Source organism: Blastococcus sp. CCUG 61487, from assembly GCF_005222955.1.
Lineage (GTDB): Bacteria > Actinomycetota > Actinomycetes > Mycobacteriales > Geodermatophilaceae > Blastococcus.
In genome coordinates, this window is sequence record NZ_LWUA01000243.1 from 1 (window position 1) to 22,614 (window position 22,614).

General features: G+C 72.9%; 21 protein-coding genes, 1 tRNA gene, 1 pseudogene and 1 riboswitch. Of the genes and pseudogenes, 13 read left to right on the forward strand and 10 right to left on the reverse strand.

Annotated elements, in window-relative coordinates:
• Positions 1 to 279: 279 nt before the first annotated feature.
• Entirely contained in the window at positions 280 to 1,179 is a 900-nt protein-coding gene (locus A6V29_RS13960) for a helix-turn-helix transcriptional regulator (RefSeq protein ID WP_137160856.1), read from the reverse strand.
• 161 nt (positions 1,180 to 1,340) lie between these two features.
• On the opposite strand from A6V29_RS13960, the gene A6V29_RS13965 reads away from it, so the two are divergent.
• The 6 genes and pseudogenes from A6V29_RS13965 to A6V29_RS13980 all read left to right on the forward strand — a co-directional run bounded on the left by A6V29_RS13965 (position 1,341) and on the right by A6V29_RS13980 (position 4,692).
• A complete protein-coding gene (locus A6V29_RS13965; RefSeq protein ID WP_137160857.1) occupies positions 1,341 to 2,219 on the forward strand; it encodes an aldo/keto reductase in 879 nt (292 codons plus the stop codon).
• A gap of 5 nt (positions 2,220 to 2,224) precedes the next feature.
• Positions 2,225 to 2,956, forward strand: coding sequence for an SDR family oxidoreductase (locus A6V29_RS13970; protein WP_137160858.1), 732 nt, complete (start codon positions 2,225 to 2,227; stop codon positions 2,954 to 2,956).
• On the forward strand, positions 2,956 to 3,453 hold the full coding sequence (locus A6V29_RS13975; RefSeq protein WP_212719396.1) for an NADPH-dependent FMN reductase family protein: 498 nt from the start codon (positions 2,956 to 2,958) through the stop codon (positions 3,451 to 3,453). Before A6V29_RS13970 ends, A6V29_RS13975 begins: the two co-directional genes overlap by 1 nt.
• Positions 3,437 to 3,655 (forward strand): NADPH-dependent FMN reductase family protein, encoded by a 219-nt coding sequence (locus tag A6V29_RS21335; RefSeq protein ID WP_249933227.1) that lies wholly within the window; start codon positions 3,437 to 3,439, stop codon positions 3,653 to 3,655. Before A6V29_RS13975 ends, A6V29_RS21335 begins: the two co-directional genes overlap by 17 nt.
• Before the next feature lie 123 nt (positions 3,656 to 3,778).
• Positions 3,779 to 3,931: pseudogene (locus tag A6V29_RS21965) on the forward strand (aldo/keto reductase); the annotation flags it as partial.
• 119 nt (positions 3,932 to 4,050) lie between these two features.
• The gene (locus A6V29_RS13980) at positions 4,051 to 4,692 is read left to right on the forward strand and encodes an aldo/keto reductase (protein WP_283956364.1); all 642 of its coding nucleotides are present in this window, start codon (positions 4,051 to 4,053) and stop codon (positions 4,690 to 4,692) included.
• 211 nt (positions 4,693 to 4,903) lie between these two features.
• On the opposite strand, the gene A6V29_RS13985 is transcribed toward A6V29_RS13980, so the two are convergent.
• Positions 4,904 to 4,977 (reverse strand) — tRNA-Ile (locus A6V29_RS13985).
• Positions 4,978 to 5,166: 189 nt separating this feature from the next.
• A riboswitch (cyclic di-AMP (ydaO/yuaA leader) is annotated at positions 5,167 to 5,326 on the forward strand.
• Between the two features lie 110 nt (positions 5,327 to 5,436).
• On the opposite strand from A6V29_RS13985, the gene A6V29_RS13990 reads away from it, so the two are divergent.
• Complete coding sequence (locus A6V29_RS13990) at positions 5,437 to 6,564, forward strand: M23 family metallopeptidase (protein ID WP_137160930.1); 1,128 nt, start codon at positions 5,437 to 5,439, stop codon at positions 6,562 to 6,564.
• A gap of 35 nt (positions 6,565 to 6,599) precedes the next feature.
• Positions 6,600 to 7,262, forward strand: a complete 663-nt coding sequence (locus A6V29_RS13995) for a TVP38/TMEM64 family protein (RefSeq protein ID WP_137160859.1) — start codon at positions 6,600 to 6,602, stop codon at positions 7,260 to 7,262.
• Here the strand turns inward: A6V29_RS13995 and A6V29_RS14000 are convergent.
• On the reverse strand, positions 7,249 to 8,142 hold the full coding sequence (locus A6V29_RS14000) for a maleylpyruvate isomerase N-terminal domain-containing protein (RefSeq protein ID WP_137160860.1): 894 nt from the start codon (positions 8,140 to 8,142) through the stop codon (positions 7,249 to 7,251). The genes A6V29_RS13995 and A6V29_RS14000 overlap by 14 nt on opposite strands.
• A 127-nt stretch (positions 8,143 to 8,269) precedes the next feature.
• On the opposite strand from A6V29_RS14000, the gene A6V29_RS14005 reads away from it, so the two are divergent.
• Positions 8,270 to 9,418, forward strand: a complete 1,149-nt coding sequence (locus tag A6V29_RS14005; RefSeq protein WP_137160861.1) for a GGDEF domain-containing protein — start codon at positions 8,270 to 8,272, stop codon at positions 9,416 to 9,418.
• Positions 9,419 to 9,853: 435 nt separating this feature from the next.
• Complete coding sequence (locus A6V29_RS14010) at positions 9,854 to 10,321, forward strand: DUF3145 domain-containing protein (RefSeq protein WP_249933228.1); 468 nt, start codon at positions 9,854 to 9,856, stop codon at positions 10,319 to 10,321.
• 173 nt (positions 10,322 to 10,494) lie between these two features.
• Here the strand turns inward: A6V29_RS14010 and A6V29_RS14015 are convergent, their stop codons facing one another.
• The 6 genes from A6V29_RS14015 to A6V29_RS14040 form a co-directional block, all read right to left on the reverse strand.
• Positions 10,495 to 11,907: an acyl-CoA carboxylase subunit beta gene (locus A6V29_RS14015; RefSeq protein ID WP_137160863.1), complete on the reverse strand. Its 1,413-nt coding sequence runs from the start codon at positions 11,905 to 11,907 to the stop codon at positions 10,495 to 10,497.
• A 19-nt stretch (positions 11,908 to 11,926) separates the two neighbouring features.
• Positions 11,927 to 13,165, reverse strand: a complete 1,239-nt coding sequence (locus tag A6V29_RS14020) for a beta-ketoacyl-[acyl-carrier-protein] synthase family protein (RefSeq protein WP_137160864.1) — start codon at positions 13,163 to 13,165, stop codon at positions 11,927 to 11,929.
• Positions 13,166 to 13,193: 28 nt separating this feature from the next.
• Positions 13,194 to 13,436 carry an acyl carrier protein gene (locus A6V29_RS14025; RefSeq protein ID WP_137160865.1) on the reverse strand — a complete coding sequence of 81 codons (243 nt, stop codon included), beginning with the start codon at positions 13,434 to 13,436 and terminating at the stop codon, positions 13,194 to 13,196.
• Positions 13,437 to 13,509: 73 nt separating this feature from the next.
• Entirely contained in the window at positions 13,510 to 14,478 is a 969-nt protein-coding gene (locus A6V29_RS14030; protein ID WP_137160866.1) for a beta-ketoacyl-ACP synthase III, read from the reverse strand.
• Positions 14,475 to 15,677, reverse strand: coding sequence for an acyltransferase domain-containing protein (locus A6V29_RS14035; protein ID WP_137160867.1), 1,203 nt, complete (start codon positions 15,675 to 15,677; stop codon positions 14,475 to 14,477). Before A6V29_RS14035 ends, A6V29_RS14030 begins: the two co-directional genes overlap by 4 nt.
• 162 nt (positions 15,678 to 15,839) lie before the next feature.
• The gene (locus A6V29_RS14040; protein WP_137160868.1) at positions 15,840 to 17,000 is read right to left on the reverse strand and encodes a PucR family transcriptional regulator; all 1,161 of its coding nucleotides are present in this window, start codon (positions 16,998 to 17,000) and stop codon (positions 15,840 to 15,842) included.
• A gap of 45 nt (positions 17,001 to 17,045) precedes the next feature.
• Between A6V29_RS14040 and A6V29_RS14045 the strand changes: the two genes are divergently transcribed.
• The 3 genes from A6V29_RS14045 to A6V29_RS14055 are packed head-to-tail and all read left to right on the forward strand — an operon-like array spanning position 17,046 to position 19,517.
• Positions 17,046 to 17,729 carry a phosphatase PAP2 family protein gene (locus tag A6V29_RS14045; protein WP_249933229.1) on the forward strand — a complete coding sequence of 228 codons (684 nt, stop codon included), beginning with the start codon at positions 17,046 to 17,048 and terminating at the stop codon, positions 17,727 to 17,729.
• A complete protein-coding gene (locus tag A6V29_RS14050) occupies positions 17,726 to 18,277 on the forward strand; it encodes a pirin family protein (protein ID WP_137160869.1) in 552 nt (183 codons plus the stop codon). Before A6V29_RS14045 ends, A6V29_RS14050 begins: the two co-directional genes overlap by 4 nt.
• A gap of 37 nt (positions 18,278 to 18,314) precedes the next feature.
• Complete coding sequence (locus tag A6V29_RS14055) at positions 18,315 to 19,517, forward strand: M20 metallopeptidase family protein (protein WP_137160870.1); 1,203 nt, start codon at positions 18,315 to 18,317, stop codon at positions 19,515 to 19,517.
• Here the strand turns inward: A6V29_RS14055 and aceE are convergent.
• Entirely contained in the window at positions 19,510 to 22,329 is a 2,820-nt protein-coding gene (gene aceE / locus A6V29_RS14060; RefSeq protein WP_137160871.1) for a pyruvate dehydrogenase (acetyl-transferring), homodimeric type, read from the reverse strand. The genes A6V29_RS14055 and aceE overlap by 8 nt on opposite strands.
• Between the last annotated feature and the right edge of the window lie 285 nt (positions 22,330 to 22,614).

Consider the following 22,614-nt stretch of genomic DNA (forward strand, 5'->3'; position numbering starts at 1 on the left):
CACCCCGCGGGACGTCACCCAACGCGCTGACCAGCGCTTATAACGGTGGGGCGGGTGGGGCTCGAACCCACGACCCAGGGATTATGAGTCAGGCGCAACGGGTGTCGGCCGTGACTGCTGATGGCCGAGTGCGCACGTTCGACCAGGTCAGACCACGTCGCTGGTCCGAAACCGTTCGCGCTCGATCGACTCTGCGTCGCGCGAATGTGCCCACTGTGTGCCCGCTGCGGTCCTTGGACCAAGGGGCACGCCTGGGCAGGTCATGCGAGGGCGGATGCGCTACTGCCGACGCGTCGACTCTTCGTGCTCCGACGGGGCGCGGCTGCTCCAGCTCGCGAGGAACGCAAGAGCCTGCTCCGACGGGCTGGCGGGCTCGACGGTGTAGACGACGATGCGCAGGCCGGGGTCACCAGGAAGTTCGAGAGCCTCGCCGGTGACCTCGAGGTCGCCGACGACGGAGTGGTGGATCTTCTTGGTGGAGGTGCGGTGGAACTTCACCGCGTGGGTAGCCCACCAGCCGGCGAATTCCTCGCTGCGGGTGGTCAGCTCGCCCACCAGGTCGGTGAGGCCGCGGTCGTAGGGGTTGCGGCCGGCGTAGGCGCGCAGCGAGGCGACCGAGTCGCGGGCGACGGTGTCCCACTCGAGGTAGAAGTCCCGTGAGCGGGGGTCGAGGAACAGGTACCGAGCGAGGTTGAAGCCGCTGCTCGTGTCCCCGTACGCGTCGGTGAACAGGGCACGGCCGAGCCGGTTGGTGGCCAGGACGTCCATCCGCCCGTTGGCCACGTAGGCCGGGGCGCCCTGGCTGTCGAGGATGCGGCGGACGCCCTCGCGCACGTTCGTTCGGGCCGAGGACCGCCGCGAGGCGTCGGCGGCCTGCCCGCGCGCACGCCCGGAAGGACTGGCCGCACCGGCCAGATCGAACAGGTGGGCCCGCTCGGCTTCGTCGAACTGCAGCGCGCGGGCCAGTGACTCCAGGACTGCTTCGGAGACGCCGGTCAGGTTCCCCCGCTCCAGGCGGGTGTAGTAGTCGGTGCTCATCCCGGCGAGCATCGCGACCTCCTCCCGGCGCAGTCCCTTGACCCGGCGCCGGTCGCCGTAGGAGGGCATTCCTGCCCGCTCCGGGGTCAGGCGCTCGCGACGGCTGGTGAGGAAGTCGCGCACCTCGGCCCGGTTGTCCATGTCCCAACCGTAGGGCGGGCGCCCACCGGCAGGGAGGGTCTGGCGTTACCGGTAAAGGCGTGCACTGCCACGCCCGCGCGGAAGGGGGTTCTGTAGTGCCAGCGGCGAAGAAGCCACCGCGGACAGCGCGAGTGCACCACCCGACCAGCAAGGGACAGGTCATGCAGACCATCACACTGAACAACGGCGTCGAGATGCCCGCTCTGGGCCTCGGGGTCTTCCAGACGCCGCCGGATGAGACGCGCTCTGCGGTCTCCGCGGCGCTGGACGCCGGTTACCGACACATCGACACCGCTGCGGCCTACGGCAACGAGCTGGAGGTCGGGGAGGCGGTCCGCGACTCCGACGTCGCCCGCGAGCAGGTCTTCCTGGAGACCAAGATCTGGATCAGCGACTACGGCTACGACCAGACGCTGCACGGCTTCGACAAGAGCGCCGCGAAGCTCGGGGTTGACCAGATCGACCTGCTGATCCTGCACCAGGCCCTGCCCTCGGAGTTCGACAAGACGATCGCCGCCTACAAGGCGCTCGAGCAGCTGCTGGCGGACGGCAAGGTCCGTGCCATCGGCGTCAGTAACTTCATGGTCGACCACCTCACCCGGCTGCTGGGAGAGGTCAGCGTCGTGCCGTCGGTCAACCAGATCGAGGTGCATCCGTACTTCCAGCAGCGCGAGGTGCAGGCGTTCGGTGCCGAGCGCGGCATCGTGACCCAAGCGTGGTCCCCGATCGGGGGCATCACGTTCTACCGCGACGGTGAGCACACCAGCACGCTGGCCGACCCGACGATCGTCGGCATCGCCGAGGCCCACTCCAAGAGCCCGGCGCAGGTCATGCTGCGCTGGCACCTGCAGCAGGGGCGCTCGGTCATCCCGAAGTCGACCAAGGCGCACCGGATCGCGGAGAACATCGACGTCTTCGACTTCGAGCTCAGCACCGACCAGCTCGCCGCCATCGACGGCCTCGACACCGGCAAGCGCGGTGGCCCCGAGCCCGAGGCCATCACCCTGGAGGCCTTCGGCCGCCCCATCCCGGAGGCCTGAGCACCATGGCCACCGCCAACAGCCAGAACCGCGTCGCCGTCGTCACCGGTGCGTCATCGGGCATCGGTGAGGCAACCGCCCGGGCGCTCGCGGCGAGCGGCTACCGGGTCGCGCTGCTGGCCCGCCGCCTGGATCGCATCACCGCACTGGCCGAGGAACTGGCCAACGGCTCGATCGCCATTGCCGCTGACGTCACCGACCGCGACAGTCTCGTGGCCGCAGCAGATCGAGTCCGCCAGGAGCTCGGCGGGGCCGACGTGCTGGTCAACAACGCCGGCGTCATGCTGCTGGGCCCCTTCATGGGGGACCAGCGCGACGACCACCGCCAAATGGTCGAGGTCAACCTGCTCGGCGCGCTCACCGCGACCGAGGTGTTCCTCGACCAGCTCAAGGACGGCGGTGGCGACATCGTCAACATCTCCTCGGTCGCCGGGCGGACCGCGCGGGCCGGCAACGGCGTCTACGCGGCCACCAAGTGGGGCCTCAACGGCTGGTCGGAGTCCCTGCGCCAGGAGTTATTGCCCGACGTCCGGGTCACGCTCATCGAGCCCGGCGTCGTGGCCACCGAGCTGCCCGGCCACATCACCCACGCGGAGACGCGAGAGGGCGTTCAGGCGCTCTACGACAAGGCCGAGGTCAGCGCCGCCGACATCGCCGAGATCATCGCCTTCGTCCTCAGCCGCCCCCGCCACCTGGCCATTCACGAGGTGCTCATCCGCCCGGCGGGACAGCTCTGATGCCTGCCCCGGCCACCGCGCTGGATCGGCGGGCGTTCCTGCGAACGGCCCTCACGATCGCCACCGGCGCGGTGGCCGGGGCCGGGCTTGCCGGCTGCAGCACGGCGACGCCGCGGACCACCAGCACAGCTCCCTCGACACAACCAACGGAGGCAGACTCGACCGTGCCCGGGACCAACGTGTTGCTCGCCTACTTCTCGCGGGCGGGGGAGAACTACCACTACGGCGGCCGACGGCGACTGAGCGTCGGCAACACCGAGGTGCTGGCCAACCTGATCCGGCGGCACCTCGACTGCGATGTCTACCGCATCGAGGCGGCCGACCCCTATTCCGAGGACTACGACGACACCGTCGCCCGCAACGTCCGCGAACAGGACGCTGACGCCCGCCCGGCCATCGCCCATCCGCTGCCGGCAGTCGGGCAGTACGACACCGTTCTGGTCGGGGAGCCCGATCTGGAACGTGCGCGCACCGATGATCATGTCCACGTTCGTTGAGGGCCTGGACCTGGCCGGGAGGACGGTCCTGCCGTTCACCACTCACGCCATGAGCCGCCGCGGGAACGCCCCACGCGACTACGCGCGACTGCTCCCCGCCTCGACCATCGGCGACGGGCTCGCCGTGCAAGGCGAGACAGTCGCGGACGCCGACGGCGACGTCCAGCGGTGGCTACGGACCACCGGGCTCCTGCCGGACTGACGTCCCTCCACTACCGAAAAACCGACCCAGCAGCATCCCTGACCGGAAGGAACAGCCATGCGGCACACCACTCTAGGCACCCTCGACGTCTCCCGGATCGGCCTGGGTGCCATGGGCATGTCCATGGCCTACGAGGGCGGCGGCGCCCTGGATGACGCAGAGTCCATCCGCACCGTGCACCGCGCGCTGGACTTGGGCGTCACCCTCATCGACACCGCCGAGATCTACGGCCCGTACGTCAACGAGGAGCTCATCGGCCGCGCCATCGCCGGCCGCCGCGACGACGTCGTGCTGGCTACGAAGTTCGGCTTGGTCTCCCACGCCGGCGGCGGGCCGGGGACCTCGACAGCAGCCCGGCCAACATCCGCACGGCGGTCGAGGGCTCGCTGCGTCGGCTGGGTACCGATCGCATCGACCTCTACTACCAGCATCGGGTCGACCCCAACACCCCGATCGAGGACACGGTCGGCGCGCTGGCCGAACTTGTCGCCGAGGGCAAGATCCGGCACATCGGCCTGTCCGAGGCATGGGTAGGCACCATCCGCCGCGCCCACGCCGTCCATCCGATCACCGCGCTGCAGTCGGAGTTCTCGCTGTGGACCCGTGATCCGGAGGGCGAGCTCCTGGACGTGCTGCGGGAGCTCGGCATCGGCTTCGTGGCCTACTCACCGCTCGGGCGGGGCTTCCTCACCGGCTCGATCAGCTCACCGGCCGACCTCGCCGACAGCGACTCCCGCAAGGGCCACCCGCGGTTCACGCCGGAGGCCTTCGCGCAGAACATGCGCATTGCCGAGGAGACCAAGGCTGTAGCCGCCCAGGTCGGCGCCACCCCCGCTCAGGTGGCACTGGCCTGGCTACTGGCCCAGGACGAGGGCATCGTGCCCATCCCCGGCACGCGCCGGGTGAGCCGGGTGGAGGAGAACGCGGCTGCCGATGACGTCGTCCTCACTCCCGAGCAGGTGCAGCGGCTGACCAACCTGCCGCCCGCGGTGGGGGGACACCACACCGACGAGCAGATGACCATGATCGAGCGATAAGGCCGCCCGACGCTTGGATCGCGTCCCTTGGCTGTGGGTCGGCGACCTGGTCGTCGACCCACAGGCGACAACCTCAGCGCGCTCGCCGAACGCGTAGATGCCGCGCAGGACGCCCACAAGGCCGCGCGATCTGTGGGCACCGTGTGGGCACCGGGCCCGTCGTCAAGATCGGCGAGGAAAGCACCGACCCTCTGACCTGCACATATATCGGTGGGGCGGGTGGGGCTCGAACCCACGACCCAGGGATTATGAGTCCCATGCTCTGACCGGCTGAGCTACCGCCCCCGGCCCGACAGCCTGCCAGAGAGGCGTGCCTCACACCGTAGAAACTTCAAGGAGTGAGGGTCGCTGGTCACGTCGGCGAGTCGGCCGGCAGCCACCTCCCGCCGTCGTTACGAGCCTGTGACTTTCCCGCGTCGCGCTATTACCGTCGCCCGCGGTCCACCGAGCACCGTCCTCGAACCCGAGGGCCTCGGTCGGACCCCGCCGAACTCGCCGGCCTGATGGTCGGCGGGACCGGGGACCCACCGCAGCACTGGGGTGAGTCCTGCCCGCGTACGGGGACGCCGGGCAGGTAGGGCACCTAACGGCCCGAACCCGTCAGCTAACTCGGTAGGCGGACGTGAGGAACGGAGACGCGTCGCGTTGGCGACCCTGCACAACCCGCACAGCACATCCCTCCCGTCCCCCCGCCGCAGGCGACTGCGCACTTCGCTCGCCCTGGCCGGAGTTCTCGTGGCCGCGATGGTCGGCGCGCCCGCGGCTCTCGCCGCCCCGGTGGACGACGCCCGCTCGGAGCACGACGCCGTCGCCGCGGAGGTCGCCGCCCTCGGCGCTCGGGTCGCCGAGGCCGAGCAGCACCTGCAGCGCATGACCCTCGAGGCCGAGGCAGCCGCCGGCCACGCGCTCGAAGCCCAGGCCGCACTGGACGCCGCCAACGGGCAGGCCTGGCTCGCCGGCATCGCGCTGGACGAGGCGGGCGAGGCGGTGGACCAGGCCCAGGACGAGGTGGGCGAGATCGGCCGGCAGGCCTACATGGGCGGCCAGCAGGAGGCATTCGGCGGCATCGACCTGCTCCTGGACGCCTCGGGCCCCGCCGAGCTCCTGCAGCAGGCCGCGACGCTCGACGTCCTCGGCGCCGGCCGGGCGAAGACCCTGGCGGAGATGAAGACCATCGAGGTGGAGCAGGCCCGCGCCGAGCGGACCGCCCGTGACGCCGCGGCCGAGCGGGACCGCGCGGCAGGCGAGGCCGCCGAGGCCCGCTACGCCGCCGAGGAGAAGCTGTCCGGCGCGCAGGCCGAGTTCGACGCGCTCGCGGCCGAGAAGGCGGCCCTCGACGAGCAGCTGCGCGCGGCGGAGATCCGCCTGCTGGAGATGCAGGGCGCGGCGGACGCCGCTGCGGCCTGGGAGGCGCAGCAGACCGTCCGGCTCGCCGCCGGTGCCGCGGCCAGCGCCGTCTCGGTGGCACCCGGCGGCGCCGTCGCCCCCACCACCGGCCGGGTCACCTCCTGCTACGGGCCGCGCTGGGGCACCATGCACTCGGGCGTCGACATCGCCGCCCCGATCGGCACGCCGGTGTACTCGCCCGAGGGCGGCGTCGTCCTCCAGGCCGGTCCGGCCAGCGGCTTCGGCCTGGCCGTCGCGGTGCAGCACGGCGACGGCACGATCACCCTCTACGGCCACGTCAACCAGTTCTTCGTGTCGGCCGGGCAGGTCGTCGCGGCGGGGGAGCGGATCGCCGAGGTCGGCAACCGCGGCCAGTCCACGGGCCCGCACCTGCACTTCGAGGTCCACAAGGGCGGCCTCTACGCCAACCGCACCAACCCGATGCCGTGGCTGAACGCCCGCGGCATCTCCCTCGGCGGCTGCTGACATCCCCGCCCGCACCCGTCCCGGATCATGGACGGGTGCGGACGCCGGGGGGAGCTGACACCACGTGGCTCCGGGCGACGGTCCTGGTCGGGCTGCTCGCCGTCGGCGCCGTCGTCGCCGTCAGCGTCGACCTGCCCGACGTCGACGTCGTCCGCGACTGGCTGCGGGACGCCGGGCCGTTCGGGTGGATGGGGCTCGGTGCCGGGGTGGCCCTGGTGCTGACCGCACCCGTGCCGCGCACCGCCGTCTCGGTGGCCCTCGGTCTCGTCGCAGGCTTCGTCCCCGGCCTCGTCGTCGCGCTGACCGGAGCGATGGTGGCCGCCGTCGTCAGCTTCGGGCTCAGCCGGTGGCTGGGCCGCGAAGCCGTCACCCGTCTGGCCGGGTCACGCCTGGAGCGGCTCGACGGCCTGCTGGCCGAGCGGGGCTTCGTCCCGCTGCTGGTCGGCCGGCTCCTGCCGGTGGTGCCCTTCGTCGTGCTCAGCTACGGCGCCGGGCTGACCGCGATGCGGCTGCTGCCGTACGTCGCGGCCACCGCCCTCGGCATCCTGCCCAGCACTGTCGTCCAGGTGGGCGTGGGCGCGTCGGCGCCGGCCCTCGCCTCCAGCGCGGCGGCGGCCGTCGCCGTCCCGGTGCTCGTCCTCGTCGTCGTCGCGGTGGTCTGGTTCCGACGTCGACGCGCGGGCCTCAGCCTCTCCTGAACAACCGGCCCAGCACCCCGCCCGCGCTGCCCATGGTGCGTGCGGCCAGCTGCAGGATCGGGCCGCCGGGGATGCCGGGCACCTTCTGGACGATCGGGGCCAGCTGCAGCAGCCCACCGACGTCGTGCACCTTGATCCGGCGCATGGCGGCCGCCGGCACGGGGTTGATCCGGCCCGACGCGGCCTCGAGCAGCAGATCGGCTGCCCCCTCGACGGCCGGGCCGTCGTAGGTGTCGGCGGGCACCGGGCGCACCACCCAGCCGTCGGGGTCGGCGGCGAACGACCAGCCGCCGTCGGGGGTCGCCAGGGTGACCCGGCCGGTGATGCCGCAGGAGACGGCCAGCGCTCCGGTGACGTCGGTGAGGGCGGCGAGACCGGCCTGCAGCACCTCCGCCGGTGGCGGCTCGGCACCGCACGAGACGAGGTCGAGGCCGTGGACGGCGAGCTCGTAGGCCTGGCCGAGCACGACGCTGAGCAGCGGCAGCCGCCCGACGACGGACACGGTCGGTGCGGTGTCCAGCTCCACCGGCTCCTCGGCGAGGTAGCGGGCGGTGGCCTCCCGGTTGCGGTGCAGCGCCGCGAGGACCTCCTCGCGCGAGGCGTCCCGATGGGCGGCGGTGACGCGGGCGTTCACGGCGTCGGGATCCGGCTGCGTCCCGGAGCCGCCGGACCGCGCCGAGGCGATCAGGTCGGCCATCGCGGTGTGGTCCGGCCAGCTGCCGAGGTGCACGCAGATCTCGTGCGCCCGCCATCCCGGCAGCCGGGAGTCGTGGTCGAGATCCACCTTCTCCGCCTCGGCGATGAAGGCGTCCCACGCTCCCAGCACCATGCCGCTGATCCGATCCCGGCCGGCGTCGGCCATGCCCTGTCGTCGCTCCACGGGCGCGCCTTACCCGGTCCGCCGTCCGACAGGCCTGGGGTATGTACCGATTCAGTCCGCAAGTGGTCTCCCTCCGCGGGGTGAGCGGGTGCTCAAGGGCGGGCCGACCGATGTCGATCTTGTCGACGTGAGCAGTGCACTGCCCGGGGACCGCCGCGACCGCGGCGCGTGGCCGGCGGACGCCCGCGGTGCGGGGCGGGTCCGCCGGCTCCTCGGCGCGCTGCTGGACGGGCTGTTCCCGCCGTTGGCTGCCGACGACGACCGCGTCGCCTACCTGGTGCGGCACGTCCGGTACGGCGTCCTGCTCAGCGAGCTCTGCGCGCTGGGCGTGCTCGTCTACGCGCTGTTCACCGACACCCCGGCCGGCCGGCACGCCTGGCTGGTGGTCGGTCTGGTGAGCATGGTCGTGGTGCTGTGCCCGGCGTTGCTGCTGCTGCCGCTCGACACGATCCTGCGGGACCGGCGCGGCCCGGTGATGTTCTACCTCTGGACCCTCGCCACCACGGTGGTCATCCTCGTCGCCACCGCTCTCGACGGTGGCTCGGCGAGCCCGCTGGACGCCCTGCTGTTCCTCACCCTGACCTACATGGCCGCGACCTATCCGCCGCACGGGGTCGTCGCCATCGGCGCGGTGATGACAGGGAGCTACGTCCTGGTGTTCGGCGCCGGTGGCCTGACGACGTCGGCCGCCTTCTTCACCGGCGTCATGGTCGCGTTCACGCTGATCTGCACGATGGCCTCGGCCAACACGTGGACCACCCAGGAGCGCCAGGCGATGCTGATCAGCACGCAGAAGGCACTGGCCGCCACCGATCCCGTCACCGGCATCCCCAATCGGCGGCTGTTCCTCGAGCGTCTCTCCGGAGCCGTCCGGGCCGCGTTCACCGGTGCCCGCGCGGTGGTCTGCCTCGTGGACCTCGACGGCTTCAAGGGCGTCAACGACCGCGACGGGCACGCTGCTGGTGACGCGCTGCTGCAGGCCGTCGCCACCGCCCTCGGCGTCGCCGTGCGCGAGACCGACACGGTGGCCCGCTTCGGCGGCGACGAGTTCGCCGTCCTGGCCGAGGTCACCGACACGTTCTCCAGCGACGAGCTCGCCGAGCGGCTGCGCGCCGCCGTCGCCCGGATCGGCGACGCCGGCGGCGTCACGGCCAGCATCGGCGTCGCCGACGTGCGCCCGGGGGACGCCGCTGCCGACCTGCTGCACCGAGCCGACGCTGCGATGTACCGGGCGAAGGCAGCCGGCGGCGACCGCGTCGTCCACTTGCTCAGCTGAGCCCTCCGGGGTCGCTCGGGACACGCCCACCGTGGTCGGGCGGCCACCGCGCGTCCTGGACGTCGACTACGCTCCGTGATCGCGGGCTACGCGGTGCGGACCGGGCACGCCGCCTGCCGTCCGGCGCCGAGCGTGGCGCTGCGTGGACCGTGGCTCGGTACGCCGGACCCGGTAGACGCCGGGCCACCTGCCGTGGTATTCCCGCTGACCTGCGATAAAACGGCCGATGCAGACTCATGTGTCACGTGCGGCACATCCGCACCATCCGGGCTGGCGCGACCTCGGCACCATCGTGCAGACTGGTCCGGCAAGCCCTGTTCCGCCACTGCCGAACACAGCGCGTCACCGAATCGATGGGTCCGTAGGGGAAGACGAGACCGATCGAGTCGATGGAGGTGCCCGGTGCAGCGACGGTCAACCCAGGGTGTCGTTTTCGTGCACGCGTGCCCGAAGGCGCTCTGCCAGCATGTCGAGTGGGCGCTGGAACGCGTCGTCGGCGCGCCGGTCTCCTTGTCGTGGGACGACCAGCCGGCCGCGCACGGCTCCTACCGGGCCGAGGTCGCCTGGACCGGAGCGCCGGGCACGGGTGCGCGGCTCGTCGCCGCCCTGCGCCAGTGGCCGATGCTGCGCTTCGAGGTCACCGAGGAAGCCAGTCACGGCAACGACGGCGAGCGCATGTCCTACGTGCCGGGGCAGGGCGTCTTCCGAGCCCCCACCAGCGCCAACGGTGACATCATGATCAGCGAGCAGCAGTTGCGGCACCTCGCGGCGACGGCGTCGTCCATCGAGGCATTCCGGCACGGGGTCGACGAGCTGCTCGGCGCGGCCTGGGACGCCGACCTCGAGGTCTACCGGCACGCCGGCGACGGCAGCCCCGTCACCTGGCTGCACCAGGTCGTCTGAGCGACCTACCCTGGGACCGGTCGTCCGGGCGCCGTCGGGGAAGCGGCACCCGGACGACCGTCGTCGTCCTGCGCTGTTGATCAGCTCTCCTGATCGTTCCGGGTCCTCCCTCACCGTCGACCACGAGGGAGGACCCAGTTCGATCAGGGAAGCTGATCACCAGGGCCGGTGGCTCAGAGGGGGATGTTGCCGTGCGCCCCGCGGCCGAGCGGCGCGGCGCCGAGCGCCTGCACCAGCCGCCGCCGGGTGTGCGCCGGCTCCACGACCTCGTCCACGACGCCGATCTCCAGCGCGCGGTTGACGCCACCGGCGATCCGCTCGTGCTCCTCGGCGAGCTGGGCGTGCAGCGCCTCCCGCTCGCCGGGCTGCGCGGCGGCGAGCTTCTTGCGGTGCAGGATGCCGACGGCGGCCTTCGCGCCCATGACGGCGACCTCGGCACCGGGCCAGGCGAACACCGTCGTGGCGCCCAGCGAGCGGGAGTTCATCGCGATGTAGGCGCCGCCGTAGGACTTGCGGGTCACCAGCGTCACCCGCGGCACCACCGCCTCGGCGAACGCGTGCAGCAGCTTGGCGCCGCGCCGCACGACGCCGTCCCACTCCTGGCCGACGCCGGGCAGGTAGCCGGGCACGTCGACGAGCACCACCAGCGGCACCCCGAACGCGTCGCACATCCGCACGAAGCGAGCCGCCTTCTCCGCCGACGACGAGTCCAGGCAGCCGCCCAGCCGGATCGGGTTGTTGGCGATGACGCCCACGGTGCGCCCGGCCAGCCGGCCGAGCGTGGTGACGACGTTCGGCGCGAACCGCGGGTGCAGCTCCAGCCCCGGCTCGTCCAGGACCGTGGAGATCAGCGGCTTCACGTCGTAGGCGCGCTGCGGCTGCTCCGGGAGCAGCGCCCGCAGGTCGACGTCGGGCTCGTCGGCGGCCGGACCGAAGGTGCCCTGAGCCGCGAGCAGGTCGACCGCCAGCCGCGCGGTCTCCAGCGCAGCCGCCTCGGAGTCGGTGACCACGTGCACGACGCCGGAGCGCCGGCCGTGGGTGTCGGGGCCGCCGAGGGTCTCCTGGTCGACGTCCTCACCGGTCACCGACCGGACCACGTCCGGGCCGGTGACGAACACCCGGCCCGCCGGGCCCATGATCACGATGTCGGTGAGCGCCGGCCCGTAGGCGGCTCCGCCGGCGGCGGCGCCGAGGACGACGGAGATCTGCGGGATCCGCCCGGAGGCGCGCACCATCGCCGCGAACACCTCGCCGACGGCGTGCAGGGCCGTGACGCCCTCGGCCAACCGGGCGCCGCCGGAGTGCCAGATCCCGACGACCGGCACGCGCTCGCGCAGCGCGGTGTCGATGGCGTCGACGATGTGCCGGCAGCCGTCGACCCCCATCGCGCCGCCCATCACGGTGGCGTCGGTGCAGAAGGCGATCGCGGGGCTGCCCGCGACGGTGCCGCGGGCGGCGAGCACGCCGGAGGTGTCCCGCGCGGCCAGCAGGCGCAGCGAGCCCGGGTCGAAGAACCGCGAGAGGCGGTCCTCGGGGTCCCGCGGATCGGGAGTGACGGGGGCGGGCGCGGCGTGCACTGTGGTCACGGGAACCTCCGGGTGCCGTTCAGGCCGTCGTGAAGACCAGCGCGATGTTGTGGCCGCCGAAGCCGAACGAGTCGTTGACCGCGGCGGTGAAGGTGGCCCGCCGCGGTTCGCGGCGCACGATGTCGAGGGCCTGGACGGCGGCGTCGTCGTCCGGGTCGTCGAGGTTGGCCGTCGCCGGCGCGATCTGCTCGCGCAGCGCGAGGACGGTGAACACCGACTCCAGCGCGCCGGCCGCGCCCAGCAGGTGACCGGTCTGGCTCTTGGTGGCGCTGACCAGCACGTGGTCGCCGATGGCGGAGCGGATGGCGGCCGCCTCGGCGGTGTCACCGACCGGGGTGGAGGTCGCGTGCGCGTTGACGTGGCCGACGTCGGTGGGGCTCAGGTCGGCGTCCCGCAGCGCGGCGCTGATCGCACGGCCGGCGCCCTCGCCCTCGGGGTGCGGAGCGACCAGGTCGTAGCCGTCGGCGGTGGCGCCCGCACCGGCCAGCCGGGCGTGGATGCGTGCTCCGCGGGCCCGGGCGGCGTCGGCGCGCTCGAGGACCATCGCCGCGGCCCCCTCGCCGAGGACGAAGCCGTCGCGGGCCTTGTCGAACGGACGGGACGCGCGCTCGGGCTCGTCGTTGCGGGTGGACATCGCCCGCATCGCGGCGAAGCCCGCCATGGGGAGCGGGTGTACGCACGCCTCGGTGCCCCCGACCAGGACGACGTCGGCCCGGTCGAAGCGCAGCAGGTCCAGGCCCCAACGGATCGCCTCGGCGCCAGAGGCGCACGCGCTCACCGGCGCGTGCACCCCGCCCTTGGCCCCGATCGACAGCCCCACCGCGGCGGCCGGGCCGTTGGGCATGAGCATCGGGATCGTGAAGGGCGAGACCCGCTTGGGCCCCTTCTGCTCCAGGACGTCGTCCTGGCCGAGCAGCGTGAGCGCCCCACCGATGCCGGTGCCGAAGACGACGGCGATGCGCTCGGGCGCGACCCCGGCGTCGGCGGCGCCCGAGTCCGCCCACGACTCCTCCGCGGCGACCACGGCCACCTGCTGGCTGCGGTCCAGCCGGCGGGCGCGGACCCGCTCGAGCTTCTCCGCCGGGTCGGCGGCCAGCCGAGCGACGAGCTGGGCCGGGTACTCCTGGATCCAGTCGTCGGTGATCCGGCTGATCCCCGACTGCCCGGCCAGGAGGGCGTCCCAGCTGCTGGCGACGTCCCCGCCGAGCGGGGTCGTGGCACCGAGTCCGGTGACGACGACGTCGGACGTGCTGCTCATGGGAACTCCTCCTGGACCGAGTGGTCGGTTACTGGTTCTTCTCGATGTAGCTGATGGCGTCGCCGACGGTCTTGATGTTGCCGAGCTCGTCGTCGGGGATGGCGACGCCGAACTTGTCCTCGACCGCGGTGGCGATCTCGACCATCGACAGCGAGTCGACGTCGAGGTCGTCGGTGAACGACTTCTCGGGGGTGGCGTCGGCGGTGGCTACTCCGGCGACCTCCTCCAGGATCTCGGCCAGACCGGACTGGATCTCCTGGGTGCTGCTCACGCGGCGTTTCCTCTCTCTGGTGGCGACGTACGTCGTCCGGGACGGGTGCCCCGGAGGTCTCTGGTGGGGGTGCTCACGGCAGGCGGAGCACCTGGCCGGCGAAGGTGAGCCCGGCGCCGTACCCCAGGATGAGCGCCAGGTCGCCGGAGCGCGCCTCGCCGGACTCGAGCAGGGCGGAGAGCGCCAGCGGGATGGAGGCGGCCGAGGTGTTGCCCGACTGGACGATGTCGCGGGCGACCACGGTGTCCGCGCCGAAGCCCAGCCGCTTGGTCATCGACTCGACGATCCGCAGGTTGGCCTGGTGCGGGGCGAACACGTCGATGTCGGCGGCGGTGACCCCGGCCCGGCTCATCGCCTCGTGGAGGGTGTCGGTCAGCTTCGTCGTCGCCCAGCGGTAGACCGTCTGGCCCGCCATGGTCATGGTCGAGCTGCCCGCGGCGATCTCGATGGCGGAGTGCTGGTCGCCGTCGCTGCCCCAGGCCACCGGGCCGATGCCCGGCTCGTCGGCAGCGCCGACCACCGCGGCGCCGGCGCCGTCGGCGAAGATCACCGCGGTCGACCGGTCCGCCATGTCGGTGACGTCGGTGAGCCGCTCGACGCCGATGACGATCGCGTTGCGCGCCGAGCCCGCCCGGATCGCGTCGGAGACCAGCCCGAGGGAGTAGCAGAAGCCGGCGCACCCGGCGTTGAGGTCGAACGCGCCCGGCCGGGGGATGCCCAGGCGGTGCGCGACCTGCGGCCCGATCCCGGGGATGGGCTCGCGCAGGCTCGCGCTGGCCAGCACGACGAGGTCGATCTCGTCGGGCGCCAGTCCGCTGGCAGCCAGCGCCTTGCCCCCGGCAGCGGTCGCCATCTCGACGAGGGTCTCGTCCTCGCCGGCCCAGCGCCGCTCGGCGATCCCGACGCGGCTCTGGATCCACTCGTCGCTGGTGTCCATGACCTGGACGAGCTCGTCGTTGGTCACCCGCCGGCGGGGGCGGTACTCGCCGAAGCCCAGGATCCGGGCGCCGGGTGCTTCCGAGCGCAGCTGGATGGCGGTCATGCGGGCACCTCCGGGTAGAGACGGGCGATCGGGTCGCCGGCGTCCACGAGGTCTCCCTCGTGGACCAGCCACTCGGCGAGGACGCCGTCGTAGCCGGCCGAGACGTTGACCTCCTCGCGGCGGCCGCGGATGCAGCCGAGAGGGGTGCCGGCGGGCAGCGAGGTGCCCTCGGCGATGGCCGCGGGGCTGACGGTCCCGCGGGCCGGGGCGACGACCATGCGCCAGTCGGGGAAGTGCTCGGCCTCCGAGCGGCCCCGTTCGGCGTCGATGAGCTCCCGGGCCCGGGCGAGGTCGTCCGGCCCGGTGAGGGCCAGGATCTCGATGCCGGCGCCCCTCCACTCGCGCTTGGCCAGGCCGGCGAGCGCGCCCGCCGGTGGCAGCTCGATGACGGCGGTGACCCCCAGCTCGCGCAGGGTGGCGAGGCAGGCGTCGAAGCGCACGGGGCTGGTCACCTGGCTGACCAGGCGGCGCAGGGTCTCCGCGCCGGAGTCGACCGCGGCACCGTCGGCGTTGGACAGCAGCAGCCGGCTCGGGTCGGTCGGCCGCAGCCCGCCCACCAGGCCCTCGAGCTCCTCGCGGGCCGAGGCCATGAACGGGGTGTGGAAGGCGCCGGCGACCGACAGCGGCATGACCCGGGCCTTCGCCGGCGGGTCGGCCTCGAGCGCCGCCAGGCCGTCCAGCGGGCCGGCGGCCACGATCTGCCCGGCGCCGTTCATGTTCGCGGGGCTGAGCCCGTGCTCCTCGATCGCGGCCAGCACCTCGTCGGGGTCGCCACCGAGGACCGCGGACATGCCGGTGGGCGTCCGGTCGCAGGCGGCGGCCATCGCCCGGCCGCGGACGGCGGTCAGCGCGATCGCCGCCTCGACGCTGAGCACCCCGGCCAGGGCTGCGGCGGTCAGCTCGCCGACGCTGTGCCCGGCGATCACGACGTCCCTCCCGTCGTGCGGCACGTGCGCGACCGGACCCGGGAGGCCGCCGAGCTCGCGGGCGACGAAGAGGCTCATCGCCACGACCAGCGGCTGGGTGACGGCGGTGTCGGTGATGGCCTCGGCGTCGCCCTCGGTGCCCAGCGTCAGCAGGTCGGCATCGGCGATCGCGCCGGCCCAGCGGAAGAACGGCTCCGCCCCGGGCAGATCCAGCCACGCGCTGAGCATTCCGGGCTTCTGGGCACCCTGACCGGGGGCGAGAACGGCGAGCACCTGCCTACCGTGCCAAACGCGGGCCGGTCCTCGCGGCGGCGAGCGGCACGAAAGCACACCGGTGATCTTTGGAGGGTTCCTACAACATCGACCCGACTCGAGCGCTTCGAGGTGCCTTCCGGTGGTGGAGACCGTACTGTTCGCGCGTTGCGGCGGCGGGCCTCACCCGGTCGACTCCAGGTAGGAGAGGGCGAGCGCGATTTGTAGGGTCCAGCTGCCCCGGGGGTCCGTGGCCGACTGCCCGGTCAGCTCCGCGGCCCGCTTCAACCGGTACCGGACGGTGTTCGGGTGGACGAAGATCGCTCGCGCGGTGGCCTCCAGGTTGCCGCCGCTGCTCAGCACCGCCTGGACCGTCTCCAGCACGCCACCCCCCGCGGAGCGCAGCGGGACGGCGATCTCGTCGCGCAGCGCGGCACGGGCCAGCGGGTCGCCGTCGAGGGCCCGCTCGGGGAGCAGGTCGTCCGCGGCGACCGGGCGCGGCGCCTCCGGCCAGGCGCGGGCCGCCCGGAGACCGGCCAGCGCCGCGGCGGCCGACTGCCCTGCCCGCCCCAGCCCGTCCACCACCGGTCCGCCGACGACGGGACCGGGTCCGAACTCCGCGGCGACGCGCTCGGCCACCGACCACAGGTCCTCGTGGCCGCCCAGCACGGCTACCAGCTGCTCGGCGTGCACCCCGACCAGCACGTCGCTGTCCACGGCCCGCGCGGCCCGGCGCACCGTGGCGTGCGGGTCGTCCACGTCCGGTGTGGCGCCGACGAGCACGGTGACAGGGGTCGCCGGCGACCAGCCGAGAGCGGCCGCGCGGCCGGAGATCTCCTCGGTCCGCTCCCCGCGCACCAGCGCGTCGACGAGCAGCGCCTCGAGGCGGGCGTCCCAGGCGCCGCGGTTCTCCGCGAAGCTGGCGTAGACGTGCGCGGTGGCGAAGGCGACCTCGCGGCTGAACTGCAGGACCGCCAGTCGCAGCGTGTCCTCGTCGCCGGGCTCGGCGACCGATCCCACGTGGTCCTCGAGGGTCTCGACGGTGACCTTGATCAGGTCGACGGTCTGCTTGAGCGCCACGACGCGGACCAGCTCGCGGGGTGCGGCGCCGAACACCTCACCGGTGAGCTTCGGCGGCCGGCCGGGGTGGCGGCACCACTCGACCAGCGAGGACAGCCCGGCCTGCGCGACCAGGGTCACCCAGGACCGCTGGTCGGCCGGCATGGCGCGGAACCAGGGCAGCTCCTCGTCCATCCGAGCCACGGCCTGGGTGGCCAGCGCACCGGACGACCGCTCGAGCCGACGGAGGGTCGCGTCGGTCGGCGAGCTCTCGCGACTCCTCACCCGGCCAGCGTGTCACGTGCGGCGTCGGTCGGGGAGAGTGGAGCGGTGAGCGTTCCCCCGTCCGGCAGCACGGCGGTCACCCGGACGCGTGCCGTCGGGCCGGTGCTCTCGGTCGTCGCCGGGTGCGCGGCGCTGGTCGCCCTGCTCGGGGTGGCCGTGTCCACGGACTTCGGCCCGCTGCTGCGGCTGGACCGCACCGTCAGCGAGGCGCTCTACGCGGGCGACGACAGGAGCGCCGCGCTCGACGTGCTGCTCGAGGTCCTCACCGCCCCCGGACTCTCCGTCGTCAGGTACGCGCTGGCGGTGCCCGTGCTGGTCTGGCTGGTCCGCCGGCGGGACTGGCGGACGGTGCTCTGGGTCGTGGTGACGGCGGTGTTCGTCCGGCACCTCACGTCGGCGCTCAAGGAGTTCTTCGACCGCGTGCGCCCGGACTTCGCCGAGGGCGGTGCGGGCTACGAGACCCTGAGCTTCCCCAGCGGGCACTCCTCGGGCATCGCCACGCTGGTGGTGATGGGCCTCGTCCTGGCCTGGCCGCACCTGTCCGCGGCCGGCCGGCGGCGCTCGGCCGTGATCGGGGCCGGGCTCGTCCTCCTCGTCGGTCTCACCCGGATGTGGCTGGGCGTGCACTACCTGTCCGACGTCGTCGCCGGGTGGGCCCTGGGCGTCGGCTGGACCCTGCTGACCGCCGTCGTCCTCGGCGTCCTGCCGGTCGTCCGGAGGACGCCATGAGCGGGCCGGACCTGCGCACCGTGCTCGCGCCCGACGACGGATCGCTCGGCCCGCTGCTCCGGGTGTCGGACGACCGGCTGATGCCGGGGCAGAGCTACGGGGCGCACGAGCACCGGTCGGTGGACGTGGTCGCCGTGCTGCTCGCCGGCTCCCTGCAGCACCGGTGGGGCGGGGGTGCGGAGCTGACCGCCGGCGACGTGGCCGTGCTGCGGGCCGGCCAGGGGCTCGTGCACGACGAGGCCGCCGGTGACGACGGTGCCCGGGTGCTGCAGTGCTACCTGCGACCGGACGACCCGGCGGCGCCTCCGGAGCACGAGGTCCACCGCGGCGCCGCGGGATGGGTGGACCTGCGCCGTCCCGACGCGCGGATCTGGCTCTCCCGCGGCGAGCCGGGCGTCACCGTCACGCCCCCGGCGGGGCTGCTGCTCACCGCGGGGGAGGACACCTCCGTGACCCGGCACGACGGTGGTCCGGTGGTGCTCCCAGCGCCGGCCACCCTGGTGGTCTGGCGGCTGGACACCGGCCGTCCCGCCTGGGCGGACGACTGAGCTGTCGGCCGACCCCGACCGTGTGAGAGTGGAGACCATGCCGACCAGCCCCGCAGAGCTGCTCTCCGCCGCCTATGAGGACGCCGATCGCACCATCGACCTGCGGCGCCGCCTGCACCGGCACCCGGAGATCGGGCTGCACCTGCCGCGCACCCAGGCCGCCGTGCTCGAGGCGTTCGCCGAGCTGCCGCTGGAGGTGACCACCGGCAAGCGCACCAGCTCCGTGGTCGGGGTGCTGCGCGGTGCCCGGCCCGGGCCCACGTACCTGCTGCGCGGCGACATGGATGCGCTGCCGGTGCAGGAGGAGACCGGCCTGCCGTTCGCCTCCGAGGTGCCGGGCGTGATGCACGCCTGCGGCCACGACACCCACGTGGCCATGCTGGTGGGGGCGGCCCGGCTGCTGGCCCAGCGCCGCGACGAGCTCGCCGGCCAGGTCGTGTTCATGGTCCAGCCGGGGGAGGAGGGCTTCCACGGCGCCCGCTTCATGCTCGAGGAAGGGCTGCTCTCCGTCGTCCCGGAGGCTCCGGTGAGCGGCGCGTTCGCGCTGCACGTCTCCTCGACGTTCACCAGCGGCAGCGTGCACGTCCGGCCCGGACCGGTGATGGCCGCCGCCGACCAGTGGAAGATCACGCTGCGCGGCCGGGGGGGCCACGCGTCGGCTCCGCACGACGCCTCCGACCCGATCCCGGCGGCGGCCGAGGTGGTGCTCGCACTCCAGTCGATGGTGACCCGCCGCGTCGACGTCTTCGATCCCGCCGTCGTCACCGTCGCCCACCTGCAGGCGGGCTCGACCAACAACGTGATCCCCGAGACGGCGTTCCTCGAGGGCACGATCCGGACGTTGTCGGCCGAGCGCCGTGCCGACGTCGTCGCCGCGGTGGAGCGCGTCGCGACCCACGTCGCCGCCGCCCACGAACTCGGTGTGGAGTTCGAGCACCAGCAGGGCTACCCGGTGACGATCAACGACCCGGACGCGGCCGCGCGCGTGCTGGAGACGGCGGCGTCCCTGCTCGGCGACCGGGGTGCGCTGCTGATGCCCGCCCCGCTGATGGGCGCCGAGGACTTCTCCTACGTGCTGCAGGAGGTCCCCGGCGCCCTGGCCTGGCTGGGCGCTTGCCCGCCGGGGACCGACCCGGCCGACGCCCCGCCCAACCACTCCAACCTCGTGGTCTTCGACGAGGAGCCCCTGCCGGCCGGCGTCGCCCTCTACGCGCAGATGGCCCTCAACGCGCTCAAGTAGCGGGGCTCGGGTCGGTGCGCTCCTCGGCGGGCGCGGCCTGCACGTCGCGGACCTGGTACTTCTCCACGGCCTCCCGGACGACGGAGCGGTCGAGCCGCCCCCAGTCGGCCAGCGAGGCCAACGTGCGCACCACGATCGACTCGGCGTCGACGGAGAAGTGCCGGCGCAGCGCCGGGCGGGTGTCGGACAGGCCGAACCCGTCGGTGCCCAGCGACTGCAGTCCGTGCGGGGCGTACGGCGCGATCAGGTCGGGGACGGCGCGCATCCAGTCCGACACCGCGACCACGGGGCCCTCGGCGTCCTGCAGTCGCTGCGTGACGTACGGCGTCTGCGGGTCATCCTCGGGGTGCAGCAGGTTGTGCCGCGCGACCTCGTCGGCCTGCCGCCGCAGCTCCGTCCACGAGGTCACCGACCACACGTCGGCCGAGACGTTCCAGTCCTGGGCCAGCAGTTCCTGGGCGCGCAGCGCCCACGGCACCGCGACCCCGGAGGCGAGGACCTGCGCCTTCTGCCCGCCCTCGAGCTGCGGGCCGTCGGCGTACCGGTACATCCCGGCCAGCAGCCCTTGGACGTCGAGGCCCTCCGGCTCGGCCGGCTGGTTGAACGGCTCGTTGTAGACGGTCAGGTAGTACATGACGTCGGGAGAGCGGCTGCCGCCGAGCGGGCCACCGGGGTCCTCGCCGTACATGCGGACCAGCGCGTCACGGGTGATGTGCGCGACCTCGTACGAGAACGCCGGGTCGTAGGCGACGACCGCCGGGTTGGTGGCCGCCAGCAGCAGCGAGTGCCCGTCCTCGTGCTGCAGGCCCTCGCCGTTGAGCGTCGTCCGCCCGGCCGTGGCGCCGAGCAGGAAGCCGCGGGTCATCTGGTCGGCGGCGGCCCACAGGCCGTCACCGGTCCGCTGGAACCCGAACATCGAGTAGAAGATGTAGATCGGGATCATCGGCTCGCCGTGCGTGGCGTACGAGGAGCCGACGGCGGTGAACGACGCCACCGAGCCGGCCTCGTTGATCCCCTCGTGCAGGATCACGCCCTGCTCGGACTCCTTGTAGGCCAGCATCAGCTCGCGGTCCACCGACGTGTAGCGCTGGCCGTGCGGCGAGTAGATCTTCTGCGTCGGGAACAGGGAGTCCATCCCGAAGGTGCGGGCCTCGTCCGGGATGATCGGCACGAAGCGCGGGCCGAGCTCCTTGTCCTTGAGCAGCTCCTTGAGCAGGCGGACGAACGCCATCGTCGTCGCCACCTCCTGCTTGCCCGAGCCGCGGCGCAAGACCTCCAGGGCCTTGTCCTCGGGCGCCTTGAGCTGCTTGAACTCCGCCCGGCGGCGGGGGATCGACCCGCCGAGCTGGCGGCGCCGCTCGAGCATGTACTCCATCTCCTCGGAGTCCGCCGGCGGCTTGTAGTAGGGCGGCAGCGTCGTGTCCAGCGCCTCGTCGGGGATGTCGAGGTAGAGGCGGTCGCGGAACATCTTGAGGTCGTCCGCGGTCAACTTCTTCATCTGGTGGGTCGAGTTGCGGCCCTCGAAGTGGCTGCCCAGCGTCCAGCCCTTGATCGTCTTGGCGAGGATGACGGTCGGCTGGCCCTTGTGCTCGAAGGCCGCCTTGTAGGCCGCGTACACCTTGCGGTAGTCGTGCCCGCCGCGGGAGAGGTCCCAGACCTCCTTGTCGCTGAGCTGCTCGACCATCTTGCGGGTGCGCGGGTCCCGGCCGAAGAAGTGCTCGCGGACGAAGGCGCCGTCCTCGGCCTTGTAGGTCTGGTAGTCGCCGTCGGGCGTGACGTTCATGAGATTGACCAGCGCGCCGTCGCGGTCCCCGGCCAGCAGCGGGTCCCACTCCCGGCCCCAGATCACCTTGATGACGTTCCAGCCGGCGCCGCGGAAGAACGACTCCATCTCCTGGATGATCTTGCCGTTGCCGCGCACCGGGCCGTCGAGCCGCTGCAGGTTGCAGTTGATGACGAACGTGAGGTTGTCCAGCTCCTCGCGGGCGGCGACGCCGATCGCGCCGAGCGACTCGACCTCGTCCATCTCGCCGTCGCCGAGGTAGGCCCACACGTGCTGGTCGGAGGTGTCCTTGATGCCGCGGTGGTGCAGGTAGCGGTTGAACCGCGCCTGGTAGATGGCGTTCAGCGGACCGAGCCCCATGGAGACCGTCGGGAACTCCCAGAAGTCCGACATCAGCCGCGGGTGCGGATAGGACGACAGCCCGCCGCCCGGGTGGCTGACCTCCTGGCGGAACCCGTCCATCTGGTGCTCGGTGAGCCGGCCCTCGAGGAAGGCGCGGGCGTAGATGCCGGGGGAGGAGTGCCCCTGGAAGAAGATCTGGTCGCCGCCGCCGGGGTGATCCTTGCCGCGGAAGAAGTGGTTGAAGCCGACCTCGTACAGCGAGGCCGACGACGCGTAGCTGGAGATGTGCCCGCCGACGCCGATCCCCGGCCGCTGCGCGCGGTGCACCATGATCGCGGCGTTCCAGCGGATGTAGGCACGGATGCGGCGCTCGACGTGCTCGTCGCCGGGGAACCACGGCTCCCGCGACGGCGGGATGGTGTTGATGTAGTCGGTGCTCCGCAGCGAGGGGACGCCGACCTGCTGCTCCCGGCTGCGCTCGAGCATCCGGAGCATCAGGTAGCGCGCCCGGTCGCGGCCGGCGTGCTGGACGACGGCGTCCAGGGAGTCGATCCACTCCTGGGTCTCGTCCGGGTCGATGTCGGGGAGCTGGCTCGGCAGACCGTCGGTGATGACCGCTCGGGGTGCGTTGGTCTCGGAGGCAGGTCCGTGGGCGGGATCGCCGCCCTGCTGCTGCGTGGCGCTCATGACCCCATGCTTCCCCTCCCGGGCGTCCGCGTCACGTCCTGCGGGGGTCCGAGGTCGCGCGTCGCCGGAGGACGCGACGGACGGTCCGGTCCCGGCGGGCTTGCGTCGTGGCGGCCATGCCCTACGCTTCCGCCCACGTGGCGCGGAGCCACGGGGTCGTGCCAGGTGGCACGGCCACGGTGAGGACGAGAGGGGTGACATGACCAGGCAGCGGGGAGGTCTCCCGCCGGTCGTGTCCGCGTTCCGCAGCCGTCCTCGGCCCCCGTGCGCCCGTCCGGGCAGCGA

Bases quoted from the DNA above. Each gene is read 5' to 3' on its own strand.
- A6V29_RS13960 (WP_137160856.1), bottom strand. From the start codon at position 1,179: ATGGACAACCGGGCCGAGGTGCGCGACTTCCTCACCAGCCGTCGCGAG.
- A6V29_RS13965 (WP_137160857.1), top strand. From the start codon at position 1,341: ATGCAGACCATCACACTGAACAACGGCGTCGAGATGCCCGCTCTGGGC.
- A6V29_RS13970 (WP_137160858.1), top strand. From the start codon at position 2,225: ATGGCCACCGCCAACAGCCAGAACCGCGTCGCCGTCGTCACCGGTGCG.
- A6V29_RS13975 (WP_212719396.1), top strand. From the start codon at position 2,956: ATGCCTGCCCCGGCCACCGCGCTGGATCGGCGGGCGTTCCTGCGAACG.
- A6V29_RS21335 (WP_249933227.1), top strand. From the start codon at position 3,437: ATGTCCACGTTCGTTGAGGGCCTGGACCTGGCCGGGAGGACGGTCCTG.
- A6V29_RS13990 (WP_137160930.1), top strand. From the start codon at position 5,437: ATGGTCGGCGCGCCCGCGGCTCTCGCCGCCCCGGTGGACGACGCCCGC.
- A6V29_RS14020 (WP_137160864.1), bottom strand. From the start codon at position 13,165: ATGAGCAGCACGTCCGACGTCGTCGTCACCGGACTCGGTGCCACGACC.
- A6V29_RS14030 (WP_137160866.1), bottom strand. From the start codon at position 14,478: ATGACCGCCATCCAGCTGCGCTCGGAAGCACCCGGCGCCCGGATCCTG.
- A6V29_RS14050 (WP_137160869.1), top strand. From the start codon at position 17,726: ATGAGCGGGCCGGACCTGCGCACCGTGCTCGCGCCCGACGACGGATCG.
- A6V29_RS14055 (WP_137160870.1), top strand. From the start codon at position 18,315: ATGCCGACCAGCCCCGCAGAGCTGCTCTCCGCCGCCTATGAGGACGCC.
- aceE (WP_137160871.1), bottom strand. From the start codon at position 22,329: ATGAGCGCCACGCAGCAGCAGGGCGGCGATCCCGCCCACGGACCTGCC.